11 protein-coding genes and 1 tRNA gene are annotated in these 20,222 nt (G+C 42.9%); 5 read left to right on the top strand and 7 right to left on the bottom strand.

Annotated elements, in window-relative coordinates; all coding sequences use genetic code 11:
- Nucleotides 1-61: 61 nt before the first annotated feature.
- From urtD to urtA, 4 genes are all read right to left on the bottom strand, one after another.
- Complete coding sequence (urtD, locus tag ACSUPM_RS07265) at nt 62-868, bottom strand: urea ABC transporter ATP-binding protein UrtD (protein WP_413786715.1); 807 nt, start codon at nt 866-868, stop codon at nt 62-64.
- Nucleotides 869-981: 113 nt separating this feature from the next.
- Nucleotides 982-2,052, bottom strand: coding sequence for an urea ABC transporter permease subunit UrtC (gene urtC, locus ACSUPM_RS07260; protein ID WP_025652870.1), 1,071 nt, complete (start codon nt 2,050-2,052; stop codon nt 982-984).
- Nucleotides 2,053-2,062: 10 nt separating this feature from the next.
- Nucleotides 2,063-3,865, bottom strand: coding sequence for an urea ABC transporter permease subunit UrtB (gene urtB / locus ACSUPM_RS07255; RefSeq protein WP_201566783.1), 1,803 nt, complete (start codon nt 3,863-3,865; stop codon nt 2,063-2,065).
- Between the two features lie 139 nt (nt 3,866-4,004).
- Nucleotides 4,005-5,315: an urea ABC transporter substrate-binding protein gene (gene urtA / locus ACSUPM_RS07250; RefSeq protein ID WP_101211103.1), complete on the bottom strand. Its 1,311-nt coding sequence runs from the start codon at nt 5,313-5,315 to the stop codon at nt 4,005-4,007.
- Nucleotides 5,316-6,024: 709 nt separating this feature from the next.
- On the opposite strand from urtA, the gene ACSUPM_RS07245 reads away from it, so the two are divergent.
- From ACSUPM_RS07245 to ACSUPM_RS07235, 3 genes are all read left to right on the top strand, one after another.
- Nucleotides 6,025-6,549: a zinc-binding dehydrogenase gene (locus tag ACSUPM_RS07245; protein ID WP_051404154.1), complete on the top strand. Its 525-nt coding sequence runs from the start codon at nt 6,025-6,027 to the stop codon at nt 6,547-6,549.
- Nucleotides 6,550-6,614: 65 nt separating this feature from the next.
- A complete protein-coding gene (locus ACSUPM_RS07240) occupies nt 6,615-6,920 on the top strand; it encodes a putative quinol monooxygenase (protein ID WP_025652866.1) in 306 nt (101 codons plus the stop codon).
- Between the two features lie 247 nt (nt 6,921-7,167).
- The gene (locus tag ACSUPM_RS07235; protein WP_436879803.1) at nt 7,168-8,784 is read left to right on the top strand and encodes an NAD(P)/FAD-dependent oxidoreductase; all 1,617 of its coding nucleotides are present in this window, start codon (nt 7,168-7,170) and stop codon (nt 8,782-8,784) included.
- 242 nt (nt 8,785-9,026) lie between these two features.
- Here the strand turns inward: ACSUPM_RS07235 and ACSUPM_RS07230 are convergent.
- From ACSUPM_RS07230 to ACSUPM_RS07220, 3 genes are all read right to left on the bottom strand, one after another.
- Nucleotides 9,027-9,102, bottom strand: a tRNA-Arg gene (locus tag ACSUPM_RS07230).
- A 73-nt stretch (nt 9,103-9,175) separates the two neighbouring features.
- Nucleotides 9,176-10,003 carry a hypothetical protein gene (locus ACSUPM_RS07225; protein ID WP_025652685.1) on the bottom strand — a complete coding sequence of 276 codons (828 nt, stop codon included), beginning with the start codon at nt 10,001-10,003 and terminating at the stop codon, nt 9,176-9,178.
- Nucleotides 10,004-10,094: 91 nt separating this feature from the next.
- Complete coding sequence (locus tag ACSUPM_RS07220; protein ID WP_201578027.1) at nt 10,095-10,655, bottom strand: hypothetical protein; 561 nt, start codon at nt 10,653-10,655, stop codon at nt 10,095-10,097.
- 360 nt (nt 10,656-11,015) lie between these two features.
- On the opposite strand from ACSUPM_RS07220, the gene ACSUPM_RS07215 reads away from it, so the two are divergent.
- The gene (locus tag ACSUPM_RS07215) at nt 11,016-15,620 is read left to right on the top strand and encodes an exodeoxyribonuclease V subunit gamma (RefSeq protein ID WP_436879802.1); all 4,605 of its coding nucleotides are present in this window, start codon (nt 11,016-11,018) and stop codon (nt 15,618-15,620) included.
- Between the two features lie 92 nt (nt 15,621-15,712).
- Nucleotides 15,713-20,215 (top strand): UvrD-helicase domain-containing protein, encoded by a 4,503-nt coding sequence (locus tag ACSUPM_RS07210; RefSeq protein ID WP_436879801.1) that lies wholly within the window; start codon nt 15,713-15,715, stop codon nt 20,213-20,215.
- The last annotated feature ends 7 nt before the right edge of the window (nt 20,216-20,222 follow it).

Genomic DNA, 20,222 nt, shown 5'->3' with positions numbered 1-20,222 from the left:
ATACCTTTATTCTTTTTTAAGTCAAGTTTAAGAGCTACTATTTATTATCGACCTGAATGTATCATCGACCTAAATAGGTCTCGATAACGGCCTCATTGTTCTGTACTTCACTCAATGTCCCTTCAGCCAAAATAGCGCCATTTGCCAAAACTGTCACTTTCTCACTGATGGCATCAATAAAGGTCATATCATGTTCAACCACGATTAAGGTATGATTCTTTTTAAGGCGCAAACATAACTCAGCGGTATGTTCAGTTTCGGCATCGGTCATGCCTGCCACAGGCTCATCAAGTAAGATAAGCTTTGGTCTTTGCATCAGTAACATTCCAATCTCTAACCACTGCTTTTGACCATGAGATAACAGTCCGGCTGGCTTGTTGATCAGGTCTTTTAAGCGAATCTGCTGTAGCGTTGAGTCAAGTGTGTTTTTTGTGTCAGCATCAATTTTAGTAAACCAGCTTTTTGATACCCGCTTATCTTTGGGGGCCGCTAGCATTAAGTTATCAAGGACGGTAAAGTTTTCAAATACCGTTGGTTTTTGAAACTTACGACCAATGCCTGCTTCGGCAATCTCTTCGGTAGACAGCTTGGCCAAATTATGTACTTGACCAAAAAACGCGCTACCTTTGGTCGGACGCGTTTTACCAGTGATAACATCCATTAACGTGGTCTTACCTGCGCCATTGGGACCGATGATGCAGCGTAGCTCGCCCGTCTCAATGTATAAAGATAAGTCATTGAGTGCACGGAACGAGTCAAACCAGACGCTAACGTCTTCCAAATATAGCGCAATACCATGTCTCATATCTGGACCTGATTTAGGAACAGGATGCGCCAAGCCACCACTATCTCCATAATCTTCAGCCAAAGTAGTGACTGGTCGGGTAGGTGTGGTTTCTGCAGTCGCTATGCTGTTAGCAGATTTAAGAGTCCTAGCTGGGGTATTTATACTACGGTCAGTTTCATTAGGTACTTTTGACATTATTCTTTTTCCTTCTTAAAACGATCGAGTACGCCAATAATCCCGTTAGGTAAAAACAAAGTAACCACCACGAATAGTCCACCTAGAATAAGCAACCAAAACTCAGGGTAGGCCACCGTAAAGTAAGTTTTAATAACATTCACGGCACCTGCGCCTACGATAGCACCGATGAGTGACCCTCTCCCTCCAGCAGCCACCCATACTGCCATCTCGATAGAGTTGACTGGGTTCATCTCGCCTGGGTTAATGATGCCAACTTGCGGTACATATAGAGCACCAGCGATACCAGCAATGACTGCAGACAATACCCAAGCCGAAAGCTTGTACCAAAGCGTGCGATAGCCTAAATACTGCAAGCGATTTTCACTATCACGAATGGCACCGAGCACGCGCCCGTAAGGCTGACTCATCAGATAGCGTAGGCCAAGATATGACACTAGCAGCGCCAAAGCAGTCGTAAAGCACAGCACAGCTCTCGTTGAAGCAGCAGTGATGTCATAGCCTAATAGCGTGGTAAAACCTGTGAAGCCATTATTACCACCGAAGCCTGTTTCGTTACGGAAGAATAATAAGGCGGCAGCGTAGGTCATGGCTTGAGTGATAATCGAAAAATAAACACCTTTGATTTTTGAGCGAAAAGCAAAATAACCAAAGATAAAAGCAACCAAACCGGGAACTAACACCACTAGAGCCATCGCCCACCAAAAGTGTTGAGTGCCTGCCCAATACCACGGCAATTCGGTCCAACTTAAGAAGCGCATAAAGTCTGGGATACCAGCGCCAGCCGTTTCACGCGTCAAGTACATACCAAAGGCATAACCGCCCAAAGCAAAATAAAGACCATGTCCTAAGCTTAGAATGCCAGCGTAGCCCCAGACGAGATCTAGCGCCAGTGCTACCATAGCCAGTGCCATTATTTTACCGATGAGCGTTATCCAGTAAGCAGACAAATGAAAACTAGAGGTTTCAGGTAGTAGATGGAGCCAAGGCAATATCAGTAACACCAAAAAACATAAACCAATCAAAATGGCATTACGTGGGGAATCAGATAATAATTGAGTCAAACGCATTAGGTTCTCCTTAATCCACAAAACGGCCTTTGAGGGCAAATAAACCTTGTGGACGTTTTTGAATAAACAAAATCACAAGAACCAGTAACACAATCTTAGCCATCACAGCACCAATGCCAATCTCAAGCACCGTACCACTGACGCCAAGACCTAAAGATGCCAATACTGCACCCCATACTTGTCCAACACCGCCAACCACGACGACTAAAAACGCATCAATAATATAAGTCTGACCAAGATCAGGTCCGACGTTACCTACTTGCGCTAACGCACAGCCAGCGAGACCTGCGAGACCCGAGCCAAGTCCAAAAGCCAACATATCGATACGGGCAGATGAGATACCAACCGCGCGCGCCATTTGCCGGTTTTGCGTCACAGCGCGCACAAATAGCCCGAAACGAGTCTTTTTAAGTAAGTACACTAGTAGCATAAGAATAATGATCGTAAAGCCGATAATAGCGATACGGTTGAAGGGGAGTACAAGGCTAGAGGACACTTGATAGGCACCGCTTAACCAGTCAACATTGCTGACTTCAACGTTTTGCGCGCCAAATATCATCCTTACCAACTGCATAAGAATCAGACTGACACCGAAGGTTGCCAGTAAGGTTTCAAGCTCCCGTCCATAAAGCGGTCGAATAACGATTCGTTCGATAATCATGCCGATAATGGCACTGACTAAAAAAGCAACGGGTATAGCGGCAACCAGATACCAACCTGCCATACCGGGAAAATACGCTTGAAATAAATTTTGCACCATATAAGTGGCGTAAGCACCAATCATAATCAGCTCACCGTGCGCCATATTGATGACACCCAGTAGCCCAAAGGTAATAGCAAGACCAAGTGCTGCTAATAACAAGATACTGGCGGTACTCATACCAGTAAAGAGATGTCCTATCCAAGTACTGATAGTAATACGTCGCTCGATACTCGTCTCAGCGTCTAACAGGGCAGATTTGAGCACAGGATCGATATCGTCCGCCGCCAATGCCCGTTTGACATCGACTAAGACTTGCGGGCTATCACTATCGGCAAGCACGGTAAGCGCGACAATTTGCTTAGCGACGTCGCCATCTCTAAAATCAATCCTCGCTTGTAAAGTGCTCAACGCCGTTTTGACGTCGACATCTTGCTCATTAGTGGCAGCAGTACTTATGAGCGCTGGATCTAGCTGCTCGATATTGTCCGCTAAAATAGCAACTGCCTGCACACGTTGCTTAGGATCGTCTGACTCAAGCTTAACTTTGGCTTGTCCAAACACCAAAGCTGAGCGCAGAGCATTGGTCAAAGTCACTTGCGCCAAGTCGCTGGGCCATTCGGTGGTTAGCTGCTTAGCAGGGTAAGTAAATAGCTCATCTTCGCTATTTAAGAGATACGTCTGACCGTCATTGCCTTGATATAACTCATCGTTTTTTATCAGCTCAATCAAAGTATCTAGACTCTCAACTGACCCTGGCCACTGATTGAGCATGGTTTGGCGCTTGCCAAAGTCTGCGGCGACAAATTGTTCAATAGCATCCTCTTTACTTATCGTCAGATCAGCTGGCGTAGTTAGAGACTTCTCGTTTTGAGCAAGCAAGCTATCGTCTTGAGCAAGCAAAGTCTTATCATTAACAGCATTGGATGTCGCAGCCACCGTATTAGTAGATACTGCCTCGTCATGACTGTGTGCTATTAGCGTCTCGTGAGCATAAACAGACGATGTGGTAGTGATCAGTAATAGTGCTAAAGATAATAGGGTAATGATAAAAGTCTTATTAGAATAATTGGCTGGCGCGTCACTTTTAGAATAGGAATAATAACGTGACATGATGGCTCCTTTTTTACAGTCAACACTCCTCTAACCTCTACTAAAAAAATGTTTTATCAGTAGAGGTGCTAAAGGGTTGCTGGTATTGATACCATTAAGGGACTAAGGATTAGGGGCTAAGGCTTGGGTGACCACAACCTTATTTAGGAATGTACTGACTCCATGGCTCAGCACGAATGACTTTTGGCGTTTTGCTGATCACATCGAACTGACCATCGGCACGGATTTGACCGATCATGACAGGCTTCCATAAGTGATGATTTTCTTCATCCATTTTCAAGGTATATCCTGATGGCGCGTCAAAAGTCTGACCTCCCATACTAATACGCACTTTATCGACATCAGTAGTACCCGCTTTTTCAACCGCTTGTTTCCACATATTGATACCGACGTAAGTGGCTTCCATAGGATCATTGGTCACAACCTTTTCAGCATTCGGTAGCTTATGATCTAGCGCATATTTCTTATACTTTTTGGTGAAGGCGCTGTTAACGGGATTCTTAACCGACATAAAATAATTCCATGACGCTAAATGCCCTTGTAACAAGCTAGTATCGATACCACGAAGCTCTTCTTCTCCCACTGAGAATGCCATAACTGGAATGTCAGAGGCTTTAATACCTTGGTTGGCAAGCTCACGATAAAATGGCACGTTTGAGTCGCCATTAATGGTAGAGATAACTGCCGTCTTTTTACCGGTAGAGAAGCTTTTAATATTGCTAACGATAGTCTGATAGTTGCTAAAGCCAAATGGAGTATATTCTTCCATGATGTCTTTTTCAGCGACGCCTTTAGACTTTAAGAAAGCCCGTAAAATCTGATTGGTAGTACGGGGGTAGACATAATCTGTCCCAAGCAGTACAAAGCGTTCTGCACTACCGCCCTCTGGACTCATTAAGTATTCAACGGCAGGAATGGCTTGCTGGTTGGGAGCCGCACCAGTGTAAAAAATGTTTTCTGACTGCTCTTGACCCTCGTACTGCACAGGGTAGAACATGAGGCCATTTAACTCTTCAACGACAGGCAGCACTGACTTACGTGACACCGATGTCCAGCCACCAAATATCACATCAACTTTGTCTTGGGTTAATAGCTGACGAGCTTTTTCAGCGAATAACGGCCAATCAGAAGCGGGATCTACAACGACGGGCTCTAGCTGCTTACCTAACACGCCGCCATTGGCATTTATTTCATCAATGGTCATGAGGGCAGTATCTTTTAATGACGTTTCAGAGATGGCCATCGTTCCAGACAAAGAATGTAAGATACCCACTTTGATCGTATCGCCATTTGCCGCAGGGGTAGCAGTAGTCGCAGTTGTTTCAGTTTTTGTTGCTGTAGAGTTGGTTTCAGTATTGGTTTCAGCAGGTTTTTGACAACCAATCAGGCTTAAACTTCCTATAATGGCGACTGCTAATACAGATAAACGTGATGTCAATTTTGAATCGATACGATAGTTTGTATTGATAGGAGTAACAGTGATAAGAGTGGGCAACAAAGACATATATTTCTCCAAAAGATAAAGTAGCAGCTTGGTTAGGCTGAATGAACAGCCCATTCCTAACTACTATTAATACCTCAATATTTGTGCCAACCTAAAGTATAATAATTTGCACCAAAATCGTTCTTAATTAGAGAATATTGTTCTTATTTATGCACCATCATGGATTTATGGTTTTTTATGCACCATAAGCGTCTGGTTTAGAGAACCAAAGCTGTGCATAAAAAACGATTGGGTGGTAAGCGAGGTGCTATTAAGTTTAAAAAGTGTGAACGGATAAGACTTACGCTGTCAATCCTATAGACATTAACTTAGAATATTTCACCTTGAGTCAATATCCAATAAGCCCACCAGTGTATGTAGATAAAGTGACACTATCCAAAATACCGATTGCCTCTTTGCATTGCTAAAAACACTGCTCAGCCTTGCTGATTAGGCGCAGTTTATATATTGATCGGATAAACAACAAAGTATTAATATTGTTCTATAAGTATTTAATAGAGGCAATCATGATCGCTGGACAGAGATCCACATGACAGGCACAGGCAGATAAATTGTTCATCCGTGCCATTTCTATAAAAATAGGTAAATCCTAAGTGCTTATGAAAATAATGTATCGGTACTAGTCGTTGGTGCAGCAAGCGGCGTGGGCTCAATATTGACGCAACTATTAAAAGTGAGAACATCGGCTACTATTATCGGCACCGCTTTAAGAGATGAGAGCGTACAATGGTTTAAAGACTTGGGCGCGGATCATGTGATTAATCACCGTAATGCTTTGTACGATGAGCTGCAAAAGACTGGCATTACTGAAGTAGATTACGTCGTCAGTCTTAATAATACGGAAAAGCATTATGAAGAGATTATTAAGTGCTTAAAGCCACAAGGAAAGCTTGGACTTATTGATGATCCAGTCACACTGGACGTCATACCGCTTAAAATGAAAAGCTTAAGTTTACATTGGGAATTCATGTTTACCCGCTCAATATTCCAAACGCCTGACATGATTAAACAGCATCGTTTATTGATAGATGTAGCAAAAATAATTGATGCTGGCGAGATTAAAACCACCATCGCCCATCATATTGGTACGATAACGGCTGAGCACTTACGAGACACGCATCAAATGTTAGAAAACAGCCAAGCATATGGTAAGGTTGTACTAGAAGGCTGGCCTGTATAAGTTCTTAAAAACAAATGTTTTATACCGTCTAAAACAATCCCAATATTTGAACATAGGAAGCATTTATGAACACACAAGCAAACAAACCACTGACTATCGTTGCCACTATTAAAGCTAAACCTGAGCATGCCGAGCAGGTCAAATCTGAGCTGCTGACACTAACCGCAGCATCACAAGCGGATCAAGGTTGTATTCAATATATCTTGCATCAAGATAATGCGAATATGACTGGTTTCATCGTTTATGAGATTTGGGAAAACAACGAGTCGTTGCAGCAGCATGTACAAAGTCCGCATTTCCAAAATTATGTAAAAGTGACAGATGGGATGGTCGATGAGTTTATCATTACTGAGATGACGGCGATTTCATAAATGTAGCTAATTTTAAGTTTTTAGACGCTACTCAAAATCCATGGTTTTGTTCGATTACATTCGAATCTGATAGAGCAAAATCATGAGATTGACTTATACATGGCTAAGCGAACTACAACATAAAACATTTTCAAACTACAATACAAATCCGTAAATTTACCCTGCCTAAGTAAAATATTTATTCGCTTATTTGCATCAGTACCAGTAAAATGCGCGAATGTTTTTTACACTAGTTTGTGAGTAACCAATGATACGTTTAACTGAAATTAAATTGCCGTTAAATCATGCACCTGAAGAGTTAACAACAGCAATAACGAAAAAACTTAAAATTTCTGCTGAGCAAATAGACGCAGTTGTTATGTTTAAACGTGGTTATGATGCTCGTAATAAGAGAAATATCCAATTAATTTATACGCTAGACATCACCCTGACCGACTCGGATTTGACCAATGATTTACTGGTTCAATTTGAGTCAGACAACCATGTTAAAGCAACACCAGATACAAGTTATAGCTATGTTGGTCGAGCGCCAGAAAATTTAACTGAGCGTCCTGTTGTGATTGGTTTTGGTCCTTGTGGGTTATTAGCAGGGCTTACCCTTGCCCAAATGGGTTTTAAACCAATTATCATTGAACGTGGTAATGAAGTCAGACAACGGACCAAAGACACCTTTGGCTTCTGGCGTCAGCGTAAATTAAACACAGAATCAAACGTACAGTTCGGTGAAGGGGGAGCCGGTACTTTTTCTGACGGTAAATTATATAGCCAAGTGAAAGATCCCAATCATTATGGCCGTAAAGTCATGACAGAATTCGTAAAAGCGGGCGCACCAGATGAGATTTTATTTGTTAGTAAACCGCACATAGGTACTTATAAGTTAGTCACTATGGTAGAAAAAATGCGTGCCGAGATCATAGCGCTCGGTGGTGAAGTCCGTTTTGCTACTCGCGTAGACGACTTGCATATCACTGATTCAAAAGTAACAGGCGTGACACTTAATAGTGGCGAGATCTTAAAAACCAACCATGTCATTCTTGCTGTTGGTCATAGCGCCCGAGATACTTTTGAAATGATCCATGATAAAGGCGTGTATGTTGAAGCAAAACCTTTCTCAATTGGCTTTAGAATAGAACATAAGCAGTCAACCATAGACAAAGCACGCTTTGGTGACAATGCTGGAAACGAAATACTCGGCGCTGCGGATTACAAACTGGTTCATCATTGTAAAAATGGTCGTTCTGTTTATAGCTTCTGTATGTGTCCAGGCGGAACCGTTGTTGCCGCCGCATCAGAAGAAGGCCGTGTTGTCACTAACGGCATGAGCCAATATTCAAGAAACGAGCGTAACGCCAACAGTGCTATTGTTGTCGGCATTGACCCAGAGCGAGATTACCCAAATCACCCTCTTGCTGGTATCGATTTACAAAGACAACTAGAAACCTTAGCGTTTGAATTGGGCGGCAAAGACTACAGTGCACCAGCGCAAACCATTGGTGATTTCTTAAAAGGAAAGCCAGACTCAGAATTAGGCGATGTAAAACCCTCTTACACACCGGGTATTACCTTAACTGACTTAAGCAAAGCGTTACCTGACTTTGCGGTGGATGCCATACGTGAAGCCATTCCAGCATTTAATAAAAAAATTAAAGGATTTTCATCTGACGACGGTTTACTCACTGGCGTAGAAACCAGAACATCGTCACCAATCAGCATTAAACGCAATAAAGAATTCCAAAGCATTAATACCAAAGGATTATTCCCTGCAGGCGAAGGCGCTGGCTACGCAGGTGGCATATTATCAGCAGGGATTGATGGTATTAAAGTGGCTGAAGCTGTGGCAAAATCGATGTTGAACATAGAGTAAGAGCGGCTGTAAATTGTAAGCAAACCCCAATATTAAAACGCTTACTTAGATAAAGACATGTGATCGGTAAAGCCTTTCAAGCTATAAAATATAAAGCTTGAAAGGCTTTTTTTTGCTTTGAAGGTATGCTGTATGAAAATGCATCGTAAGTTATGCAATGTTATGTTGTGATATATTAAGACATTAAAAACCCCAGAGCGTATAGGCTATGGAGTTCTATGATTGCTTATAAGAATGTTTGTTGGTGCGCCCACCAAGACTCGAACTCGGATCGATCGCTTAGGAGGCAACTGCTCTATCCTGTTGAGCTATAGGCGCATTATGGAGGGACATTGTAGAAAAAAGTAGGCATAAAAGCAATCAACAAAAGATAAATAGAAGCACTTTATCCTTACTCGCCATTACTAAGTGCATCAGCGACATCTTCTCCATTGTCGCCTAATGGTTTTTTGGCTTGTGAGGTAGGCCTAAATAAATCGTCAACACTGTTTTTATAACCTTCGATATTGTAATAATCATATTTTTTTAATATGTCTTGCCCCGTACTTGAGAGCAAAAAGTTACGAAAATTAATCGCCACAGTATTATGCGTCAGGATAACACCATCAAGCGCATGCTCATCTTTCAAGGCATAGCTAAAAGAACTCAGACGACGCGCTTCGGCATTGTCTGATGTATTTGTAGCAATGTCTGCTTCGCTAAACAGATCACTTACATTCAGGCTAGCATCACTATCTTGATTGGCATTATCAGTATCAATATTGCTCTGATTGCGCTTGTCTTGAGCATCTTTAAGCTTGGTTTGTAAGGGTAGTAGGCGCTCGCTTGGTAAGATATTATCAGCAATAATTATGTCGGCATGAGTGACAACAGGCGCACTCTCATTGCCATTATGATTGTTATTTGGCAAAGTTAATAGTGCTGTAGAATTGACATAATTTGTGAAAACTTGCACATGAGGATAGCGGGATTCGAAACTTGTGATTACATGGTCTAATGGTATTTGTAGACTGTCTTGTATTTGCAAATACAAGGTACGATCAGCGCTAGTATCGGCATCCTCATCAGTGGCTTCTGCTATCGTCTCACTCTCGCTTGCCAAAATAGGCAGTGGATCCATGTTTTTACGGTTGCTACTCCACAACCAAGTAAAAACGGCGATGAGTATCATCAGCAGTAGCAAAAGCAGGCCAGCCAATAGCAGCTTATAGTCTTTCATAGATTATCGTTCTTATTTTGGTATATTTGATTTAGGCTTAAATGACCTATAGCACATAACTTTTCGGCTAACATTGCTGCTAAAAACTAAGCTATTTATACAATACTTCCTCGACCAAATCCGCTAGCATTTCAGCGAAAACATCCGTTTTTTCTGTTGCTTGAATGCTATCGTTTTGCTTACTTACTTTTTTAGATTCTTGAGTTTGCGTACTGCTGTTCTGCTCAGCGCTATTATCATTATTGGCTGAGGTTGATGTACTGTCTTGCGGCGCAATAGATCTGGTTTCGCTATTTGTAGTCGTGCTTGTCGTAGTATGCGCGGCTAATGGGGATTCACCTATTGTTAATTGGTCTTTTAACCAGTCAAAACCGTGGCTCTCCCACCATGCTTCGAAGCGTGGTAGTGTAATGCCGCGTACTGCCATAGGCAAGTTTAGTGTTCGCAGCTTTTGTGCCAACACTAGATCTTGGATAGCTTGATGACGACTTAGATACAAGGCATCGGGGGAACCTTGATAAGGTTGCCTACGCTGCCACGATAGCTCATCAATTTTCATACGAGGCAATTGCCATAATTCCCCTCGATAGTAGACTACATAGACACGTCGTTCAAGGTGGATAAAGAGGGCATCGATAGGGCGCAGGGGCATAAGATTAAGTTGTCTCGTCGTTAAGAAGCTCATTTAAAAAATCAGCGACATCCGTTGTCGCAGGCTATGTCATCCTTGGTTTATAAACTGGTAAACCACTGGGAACAATGGCACACTAATCGGGTGATGCGATTGGTGGTTATATCAGCTATTAATTATAACTACTTTCAATTGATTTACTATGATTATGCTAGCAGAAATATTACTCAGTAACGACTGCCAAACATGGATTGATGAGTATCGTTTGTGGCATTGTTATTGTACTCAAAGCTTTTATCATTAACGTTGGTGCGCTATTTTAACCCTGTGTTATCTATTAACCCCCTTATTCTTTTATCACTTCAATCAGATTGCCCTTCTATGTTTAAAATAATTCAGTCACACCGTACCGAAAACCTTGTCAATCAACTGCTTGTGCAATATCAGTCTAAGGATCAGCCTGTTTTTGAGCCTTTTATTGTCATTGTACCTTCAATGGTATTGGGCGATTGGTTGGACAAAACCATTGCTAGCCGTGCTGGAATTAGCACGTTGGTGCGTACTAAGTTTTGGGGTCAGTATCAGTGGACCCTCATGCAGGATGTGTTAACCCGTCATAATACGTATTTATTGGCTCAAAATCCTGAAGCGGCAACCTTGAATGTACCAGAAGTGGCGGTGCTGTCGCCCACAGTGATGCAATGGCGCTTGTTTGGGTATTTAACCTATTACCAAGAGGTGATTGTTGCCGATGAAAAGCATCCGGTTAACCCATTATTAGCGTCTTTGATTGATGAGCCGCATGAAGGTGCTCAACAAGGTAATTTAGGACAAGACAATTTAAAACAGAACATGACAAAAGACAAGGCGCAACAAGACGCCCGTATCTGGCAGCTGGCAAGTGATTTGGCAAGAGTGTTTAACCGCTACTTAACCCATCGTGAGGATTGGTTGGCGCTATGGTCGTATAACAAACCTCTGAATGTGGATGAATTAATAGCGGATAAAGATGCATTGTCACTACGCTTTGATAAATATGCGCGTGGCACGCCTGAATGGTTGGTTGAGCATTATGTTGAGTTGGAAGCTGCTCAGCGCTTCTTATGGTCGCATTTATTTGCTGATGTTCATCTACACCGTGTGGCACTTGAGGATGTCTTCTGGTCGGCTTTAGCAGCTAACACCGCGGATGAGCGCGCTCAGTTGCCCAAAGTACTGCGCATTTTTACCATTCAGCAACTGCCACAGACCGAGCTAGATTTTTTGCAGCGTTTATCGAAGTACATGAATATCACGCTATTGCATTACAACCCATCAAAGCTGTTTTGGGCCGATATCGTTGATAAATCTTGGTTACAGCGTCAACAAATTATCAACCCTGAAAGTGTGTTTTTACGGGATTATGGTCACAGTTTACTGTCGCGTTTGGGCAAGCAGTCGCGCGATACCTTTGCCATGCTTGCTAATTTGTCGGGCAATGAGCAGTACCAAGAAGAAATAGTAGAGTGGCAAGATAGCTTCGATGTTGGCGATATTAGCGATGATGGTTTAGATAATGATTGGAATGATGAGTTTGGGACTAGTGTTGATGACAGAGCCTATGAGGAGGCTAACAGTTCTCAAGCTACGCAAAATAGTCCAAGCTTATTAAGACGTTTGCAAAATGACGTTTTAATGCTTGATGAGCAATCGACCCAACAAGCAACGGCCGCTACAGTCTCGCAAGCAGTGAGTCAGCAAATAGCGTCGAGCCTTGATGGAGATAAACAAGAGACGGCTTGGTATGACGATGAGGCTTTGGAGAATAAGCGTTTTGAGAAGAATCGTTTTTGGGCAATCTCTTCGCAAGATAATAGCCTAAGCGTTCATTCGTGCCATAGTTTGCAGCGCCAGCTTGAAGTGTTGCGTATCATGATTGGGCGCTGGTTAAATGAACCTGTCAAAGCGGGTGAGAAAAAACGCCATATCTCTGACATTGTGGTGTTACTACCCGATGTTGAGCGTCATCATGCGCTGATTGGCTCTATCTTTGTCAATGGCAGAGGTCAAGATGGTTTGACCTTGCCCGCCAAGGTAACTGGGGTTGTCGATGCCGATATTCGGCAGCTATGGGACGCGATTATTGGTTTTTATAAATTATTAGGCAGCCATAGTGCCCGTTTTGAAGCGGCTGAAGTCTTAGATTGGTTGATGCTGCCACCTTTGTTTGAAAGTTTTGGGCTGACTCATGAACAAATGAGCCGTGGCTGTGATTTGCTGGTAGAGGCAGGCTTTATCCGCGGGTTTGATGAGCGGCATCTTAAGCAAACTTTGGATAGCAATGATTACGACTACCGCTTTAGCTTTGCGCAAGCGTTAGACAGATTAACATTAGGCTTAGTGATGCCAGAGGCTGAGTTGAGCGATTGTTTATACCCTTTAAATGAAGATGAATGGCCAAGTACTGCATTACCAGAAATGACCTTGCCATTGCCGCAAGTGAGCCTAAATGATGCGTTGATCGTTGAAGCGCTTTGCCGCATTTATACTGGCTTGGTCGCACGACGCAATGACCATACACAAAAAATGAAAGCGGAAGATTGGCTCGATCAGATTGAGAGACAAGTGATACATCGCTACTTTGGTGATGTGGATCAAACGCGTACCATGCGTGCCATCTACAACGCAATGAACGGCTTTAAATCTAGCTTGCGAGCCAATCGTCACTATAGACAGTACGCCAGTAGCGATAGCGACAATAGAGAAGTAGAGCAAAAGCTGGCAGGTGTGGAGCAGTTGCCACTAAAGCTGAGCTTTATGCTAGACAGTATTGAAAACGAGCTTGAAAGCCAGCAGGTCAGTGCGGAGCCGACTGGGGTGATTACCTTTGGTCGGTTTGGTGCGCTAAGAAACGTGCCTTTTGAGTTGGTGGTGATGCTCAATATGGATCTCTCTGAGTTTCCTGCGCGTGATCGTGATAACCGCTATGATTTGATGAAAGCGACCAATTCACGTCGTGGTGACAGAGTTAGTGAAGATGATGACAATGGCGCATTTCTAGATGCGCTGCTGTGCGCGCGTAGTGCTTGTTGGATGTTCTACAACGGTCAGAGTCTGACAGACACTCATGAACACCTGCCAGCCAACCCAGTGAGCGAATTGCTACAGTTCTTGCAAGGTGAAGTACAGTGGCAGGTGAACTCGCTTGAAGACTTAGCAATATTACCAGAGAATATTGATCCCACCACCGAGAGTCTCAAGCGCTATTTGCCTAAATTGATTAAGCAGTGGTTGGTGACTGAGCATCCTGCTCTGCCTTTTCATGAGAGTCTGTTTGAAACAGAAATTGAAGGCAATGATATTTTTGAGCAAGCGTCTATTGATATTGACGTTGATATTAATGGCAATGCAAGCGTCAATGCTCAGGATTCCAGCCCTGTCGATATGATGGATGAATTAAATGTTCTCTTAAATAAAGCCATGCGCAAAACCAAATTGGCGCAAAAAAAGCAGTTTCCGCCTGCGCCGCTTTGGCAGTCAGTGTTTCATACTTTAAAAGGGCGAGTATCTAGTGAGCATGCGCAACTGGTGAGCTTACCCACAAAATCACAATATGAGTCAATCGCTAAGATACTTGGTCAAGGCTTGGGTCAGTTAGGTCGAGTAGACAATCAAACCTTGTCTGCATTGGCTGAAATACTAGCGCTAGATACAGTTGTTGATGCTAGCGATGTCGGTAGCATGACGGAAGCGCTTACCCAAGCGGTATCTGATAGCATATTTAATATTGGAGAGATAGACGTTGAAGGAGTATTAGCGTACCAAGTGCGCCATCCTGCCAAAGCGTTTTTGCGTACTCAAAAGGTGCATGTGGTGCAAGGTGAAGAAGCGCTGTCGCAGCAAGAGCCGCTATTTTTAGACAGCTTGACGACCTATCAAATTAAAGCGCATTTGATTAAAGAGCTAGCGACCGATAATACTATTGCCAATACGACTGATGACAGCGCTAATCAAACCTTAATGTACCAAAAAATCATGCCAGCTGGTGTGGCTCGTCAAACCACGCTACCCAATCAACAACAAAAGCTGCAACAGCAATGTCTAGAGTTCAAAGAGCAGTTAATGGCTGATGGCTTTGATGAGAGTAGTATTATTAACGAAGGTGGAGCAGATAGCGCTACATTATTACAGCTACTGACACCAATCACCGAACACCCTGTTCAGATAGAGTTGGCAAAACTGTTGAATAGCACCAATAGCGAATCAAGCAACCAGACAGATATAGAGGGTATGGAAACACTGCTCAAGCTGTTGCCGAAGATTATTAAGATAAAAGGCTCGGTGCCAATATTAGCATCAGTATCATTACCACCATCATCAGTGCCGCCAGATGCGCATGCCCGCCACACACATCTGCAGGCAGGTAAGACCTATGCTGAGCAATCACCCAAGCAATGGTTAAATATACTGCCCAACTCTGCTAGCCCTAGGCATTTACTCAAATTTTGGTTATCGCACTTGTATTGGCAGGTGGCCAGACGTACCACTGCTGAGCAAGTGGCTCTAAATGATGGTGTGAGTATTTGGCGCTTTAATAAGCCTAGCTCGCAAGTCAAAAAATATGACAAAATAATCGCCTTTAAACTAAGTCCCGTTGTTTATGAAAATGCTGTGATAGAGCTGATGAAATGGGCGATTTTTGGCAAGCTAGTCGGTCAAGTACCCATTACGTTATTGCCAGAATATGCACTCAATTACCTTGATAAGTACCTAAAGTTTGAAGCAAGTGAAGCCGGCAACTATTGGCCAAAACGTGCCGACTTCTCAGATTGGCTAAGACCTAACTATCAAGCAAACACGGTATACGATACGTGCTCTCAGCATGCCATTTGGCAGTACGTACTGCGTGATCAAGATGCGTTCAAAGCATTATCAGCAGCGTTGACTACCTTGGCACGACCATTGTATGAGCCAATGTTTACCGCGTTAATTGACTTAGACGGCTAATTAGAGCGTGTCTTCAATTCATTCTAGTCATTTAGAATCATTAATTTTTGCTCTCTTGCTCTAATAGATAATAATTAAAAGTATCCGCCCTTATGACAGACTTTACCGACCCAACCAGTATCAGTGACCTTTCTACACAGTCTACGCAACCACATTTATTCGATGAGTACTCGGATGAGCTGCCTCACGCCAATCCTATATCTGATCAAAAAGCGGATGTAATACCAGCAGTTGATGTTGCTCTAACAGGCAAGCATTTAATTGAAGCCTCAGCTGGTACTGGCAAAACGTGGACATTAACTGGTATCGTGCTGCGTCTGCTGATTGAAGCGCGGCGTGCGCCAGAGCAAATCATCGCCACGACCTTTACTCGCGCTGCCGCAGCTGAAATGCGTCAGCGTATTCATGACCGTTTGGTAGATTTCTATCAATTATTACAATGGGTCAATAGCCTAAATGCTGATACTAATAATAAAGAGAGTTTATACCCGAACATATTACAAGTCATGCCTGAGAGTGATAAGGATAGACAAGCAGATAACTCAAGTGCTGCCTCAAACGCTGAGGCAGAGAAAACTGACCAGCTAAATCAAGACCTTGCTACTGATAAGCAAGCTACCACTGATAAACGTAAACAAGCAAAAAAATATCGTGAAGATTGGCTAGTCAATCAGGCAAAATATGCGCGCTTAGATGGCATCATGAAAGATCCTATTAACCTGCATTTAATTGGTTATTTATTGGATCATGTCTACAGCTATCCAATGACAGAAGCTATTAGGCGTACCGCGCTGGTGCTAACGACGTTGGATAAGCTATTCGTAGGTACGCTCGATAGCTTGGCGCAAAAATGGCTGACGGAATATAGTAGCGAGACGGGTCATCAGCAAGGCATGGGTATTATTGAAGACAGCAGTATTGAGCAGGTGACTGACAGTATCATTCATGATGAGCTGCGTCAGTTCCAAAGCAGGTTGTATCACGAGGAGCCAAAGCTGTATGCATTGATGGATCAGCAAGGCAAATTGACTGCCGTTAGTGATCATAAGAAGTATGTGACTCGCTCGCTTAACTTTATTTCAGCACCTATTGATGAGATAAGACATGAGAAAAGCTTTGACTTTGTTGCATATGAAAAGCTAATCAAGGAGTTTTCTCAGCTAGATTTAGCAGATATCCAGCCTTATTTAAATCCTGATTATAGAAAAGCTCAAGGGTTTAATGGGCGTTCTAACTTAACCAACCAATTTGATGCCCTTATTGAGGTGCATCAAAAGATAATAGAACATCAGCTGGCATTTACCAATTATTTAAATGAACGTGAAAACAAGATTCTTACCGCATTGCAGGATTCCAGATATCCTAATGAAGACGGCAAGATTAAGAATTTTAATAAAAATAAAGAAAAAGAGCATCAGACCCTATTTGAGCTAGAGACCATTAGTAAATTAATGGCTCTTTTAGATATGGTTGACGGCTTAAATCAGCATATTTTATTGGTATTATCCAATCTTAACCGCCATATCGTGCTGGCGGTACGTGACAGATTGCCCGTTATTTTAGAAGAGCGCGGCGAGACCACCTTTAGTCTGCAAATGGTACGCTTAAACCAAGCATTAACTGGTCGGCAAGGAGAGAAGCTGGCACGTTATATTCGTCACCACTATCCTGTGGCATTGATTGATGAATCGCAAGATATCAATGGCGAGCAAGCCATTATGATTGAAAGTATTTATTTGCCAAAGAACAAACGTAAACAATCTAGCACTAAAAAATCCAGTCAGGAGTTTTTGCTATTGGTTGGTGACCCCAAGCAAGCTATTTATGGGTTTCGTGGTGGCGATGTGGCCAACTATAACTATATGAAAGCTCAGTTTGATAAAAGTGCCCTATGGACGCTTGATATCAACCGTCGTTCAAATGCGGGTGTGATTAACGCACTAAACTGTTGGTTTGGCATGGCTGATGCAACCACTGGCGAGAATACGTTAGCTCAATTAGGCACAGGTATTTATTACCAGCACATCAAAGCTGAAAAAATGGACAATCAGCTGTCTTGGTTTAATGAGTCAGATAAGCTGGACAACGTGTTGGTCACAGAGGTGCTCTCTGCTCAGCCAGTGAGTGTGTTGCACCTGCCTTATGATAAGGACAAAGAGCTTGAGTACGATGAGCATGAAATCACTGCGCGCCATATAGCCACTTTGCTTAACAGTGGTCAGACATTAAAAGGCAAACCGATTCAGCCGAGCGATATCGGCGTGCTGGCACGTGCCAAAAAAGATTTAAAACGGGTGGAAGACGAGCTAGTAAAGCTCAATGTGCCGACCTTGACCACCAGTGATGTCAGCATCTTTGAGACGATTATGGCAGAAGATGTGGCAGCACTACTAAGCGCCATGTTATATCCCTATCGTCATGACATGATTAATCGGGTGTTGACCAGTCATCTGTATGGTCTGAGTATTAAAACTATCAAAGCCATGATGACGGATCATGAGTCAGGAATAGTCGAGGGCAGCAATACCGCGCTAAGCTCCGATTCAAATAGCTTTAATTCTAAAAATACAGCAGCTACTGATAATAAAAAAAGCTATCAAGACTTTATTACTTATCTAAAGGAAGGCGCTCAGCGTTGGCAGCACTTTGGCATATTATCGGCACTACATTACTTGTTAGATAAGAATCCAATGCAGCCGCAAGGCGTTTGGCAAGCGTTGGCTGCTCATCCAGAAGGCGATCGTCATATCATGGATTTGCGTCATGTGATGGATATTATGGCGCAGTATGGTATTGGCATGGGTGAGCATGAGCTATTGGCATGGTTTAGACAACACATAGATGCAGCGCCCAGTAGTGATTGGGCCAAGCAATATCCGCTACCGACAGAATCTGGCGTGCAGCTGATGACCATTCATAAGTCAAAAGGGCTCGAGTTCCCCATTGTCTATGTGCTAGGTATGGGCGATGCCAGTAGGAAGTCAGGCAATAAGGAAGACTATGGGCTGTATCTGTATAACGCGCAACAAGCGCCTTCAGCGTTAGTGCAGCAGTCGATAGATAATCAAGCAATGGGAAATCAGCGCCGTTTCTCACCATTGCAAGGCTCTGCCACTGTCGAGGATTACTATACCAATATCGAGACGCAAGAAGGTTTTGATGAGATACGGCGGCTTGGCTATGTGGCATTTACTCGGGCCAGTGAGCAGCTTTATGTCGTGCTACGAGATCCTAGTAATAAAACAGGGTTTGAGTTAAAGCCAGTGTTTTATTGGTTTGACTCCGAAGAGCCAAAGTTTGAATTGCCTGATAGACTCAAAGGTATCATAGGTATGCTCAGAGGGCATGAAGTTAATGAGTTCTATAACAATAACCGTGCTACCGCTAAAGCAGGCGCATTAACGGAAAATGAATCGCCTAATTTGATTAGACCTAAAACAGAGCCTATTAAGTATGATGATTTTTCAGAAGTTATGAAAACCAACTATTTTTATGGGTGGGCCAAGACCAGCTTTACCGCTTTGGCGCGTCAGCTAGATGAATCAACACAGACAATGGCGGTGATGGATGAGCGTATTGATGATGCGATAGACATCGATATGCCAGAAGCTTCAATTTCGGCTGTACCATCACTGCATAATAACGACTCTCTTGAACAAGCCGGTGAGCTAAATCTCAAGTCAGAAGATGATATCCGTTTTACTTTTGTCAAAGGCGCTAATGCCGGTACATTTTTGCATGAGATATTTGAAAAAATTGATTTCAACAATAAAGCGCAGTGGTCTCAAGTTATCGATAGAGCCATCAGTAGTTATCAGCTGCCGCTGGTGTATAGCAGTGCTGAAACCCAAAGCCGTCGATTGCAAGCAAAGACGCAAGAGCAAGGTAATGACGTTAATACTGATTCATTTAATCTTAACTCAGTAGACGCTAGCAAACATGAGGCGTTGATGGACTGGATTGAAGAGGTCTTAGATGCGCCATTATTGGCCTCCAAGCAACCTTTGCGCTCTATTGATGCAGGTCAACGATTTGCTGAATTAGAGTTTAATATGGGGCTATCAGAGAACTTTAAGGCACAAGATATTACTAGACTCTTTCAGCAGTATTTGCCTGATGAGACCGACAAACATGTCACGCTGGTTGCGCAAAACAAAGCGTATTTGTATCGTTATCTACGCGGTGAAATTGACTTGGTGTATGAGCATGCTGGCATGTATTACGTCGTCGATTACAAGAGTAATTTTTTAGGAAATAGCCTAAGTGATTATGATGAAAACACGCTCAAGCAAGCAATGTCCAAGGCGGGATATTGGTTACAAGCAGCGATTTACCAAGTGGCTTTGCATCGATTCCTAGCTATGCGAATCAGTAATTATGCAGGCAATGAAGATAAATACTTGGGTGCTGTTGAATATGTCTTTTTACGCGGCGTATATGATCCGAACGTTAAAGCCGCCTCGAATGAGTCACAAAATGCTAATAAGTCGGACGGTAGCGAATTAAAGATTAACAGCTCCTATGGATTAGTCACTTGGGATATACCCATCGATTTTATTAAAGCACTAGATACGTTGTTTGGCAGACCAGATTGACAGATTT

This window comes from Psychrobacter okhotskensis, assembly GCF_965638355.1.
Lineage (GTDB): Bacteria > Pseudomonadota > Gammaproteobacteria > Pseudomonadales > Moraxellaceae > Psychrobacter > Psychrobacter okhotskensis.
Note: the sequence above shows the minus strand (reverse complement) of the source record. Positions and strands in the feature narration are given on the sequence as shown.

Excerpts from the sequence above, each read along its gene's own strand:
- urtC (WP_025652870.1), bottom strand. The coding sequence starts at position 2,052 with ATGCGTTTGACTCAATTATTATCTGATTCCCCACGTAATGCCATTTTG.
- urtB (WP_201566783.1), bottom strand. The coding sequence starts at position 3,865 with ATGTCACGTTATTATTCCTATTCTAAAAGTGACGCGCCAGCCAATTAT.
- ACSUPM_RS07240 (WP_025652866.1), top strand. The coding sequence starts at position 6,615 with ATGAACACACAAGCAAACAAACCACTGACTATCGTTGCCACTATTAAA.
- ACSUPM_RS07235 (WP_436879803.1), top strand. The coding sequence starts at position 7,168 with ATGATACGTTTAACTGAAATTAAATTGCCGTTAAATCATGCACCTGAA.
- ACSUPM_RS07225 (WP_025652685.1), bottom strand. The coding sequence starts at position 10,003 with ATGAAAGACTATAAGCTGCTATTGGCTGGCCTGCTTTTGCTACTGCTG.
- ACSUPM_RS07220 (WP_201578027.1), bottom strand. The coding sequence starts at position 10,655 with ATGCCCCTGCGCCCTATCGATGCCCTCTTTATCCACCTTGAACGACGT.
- ACSUPM_RS07215 (WP_436879802.1), top strand. The coding sequence starts at position 11,016 with ATGTTTAAAATAATTCAGTCACACCGTACCGAAAACCTTGTCAATCAA.
- ACSUPM_RS07210 (WP_436879801.1), top strand. The coding sequence starts at position 15,713 with ATGACAGACTTTACCGACCCAACCAGTATCAGTGACCTTTCTACACAG.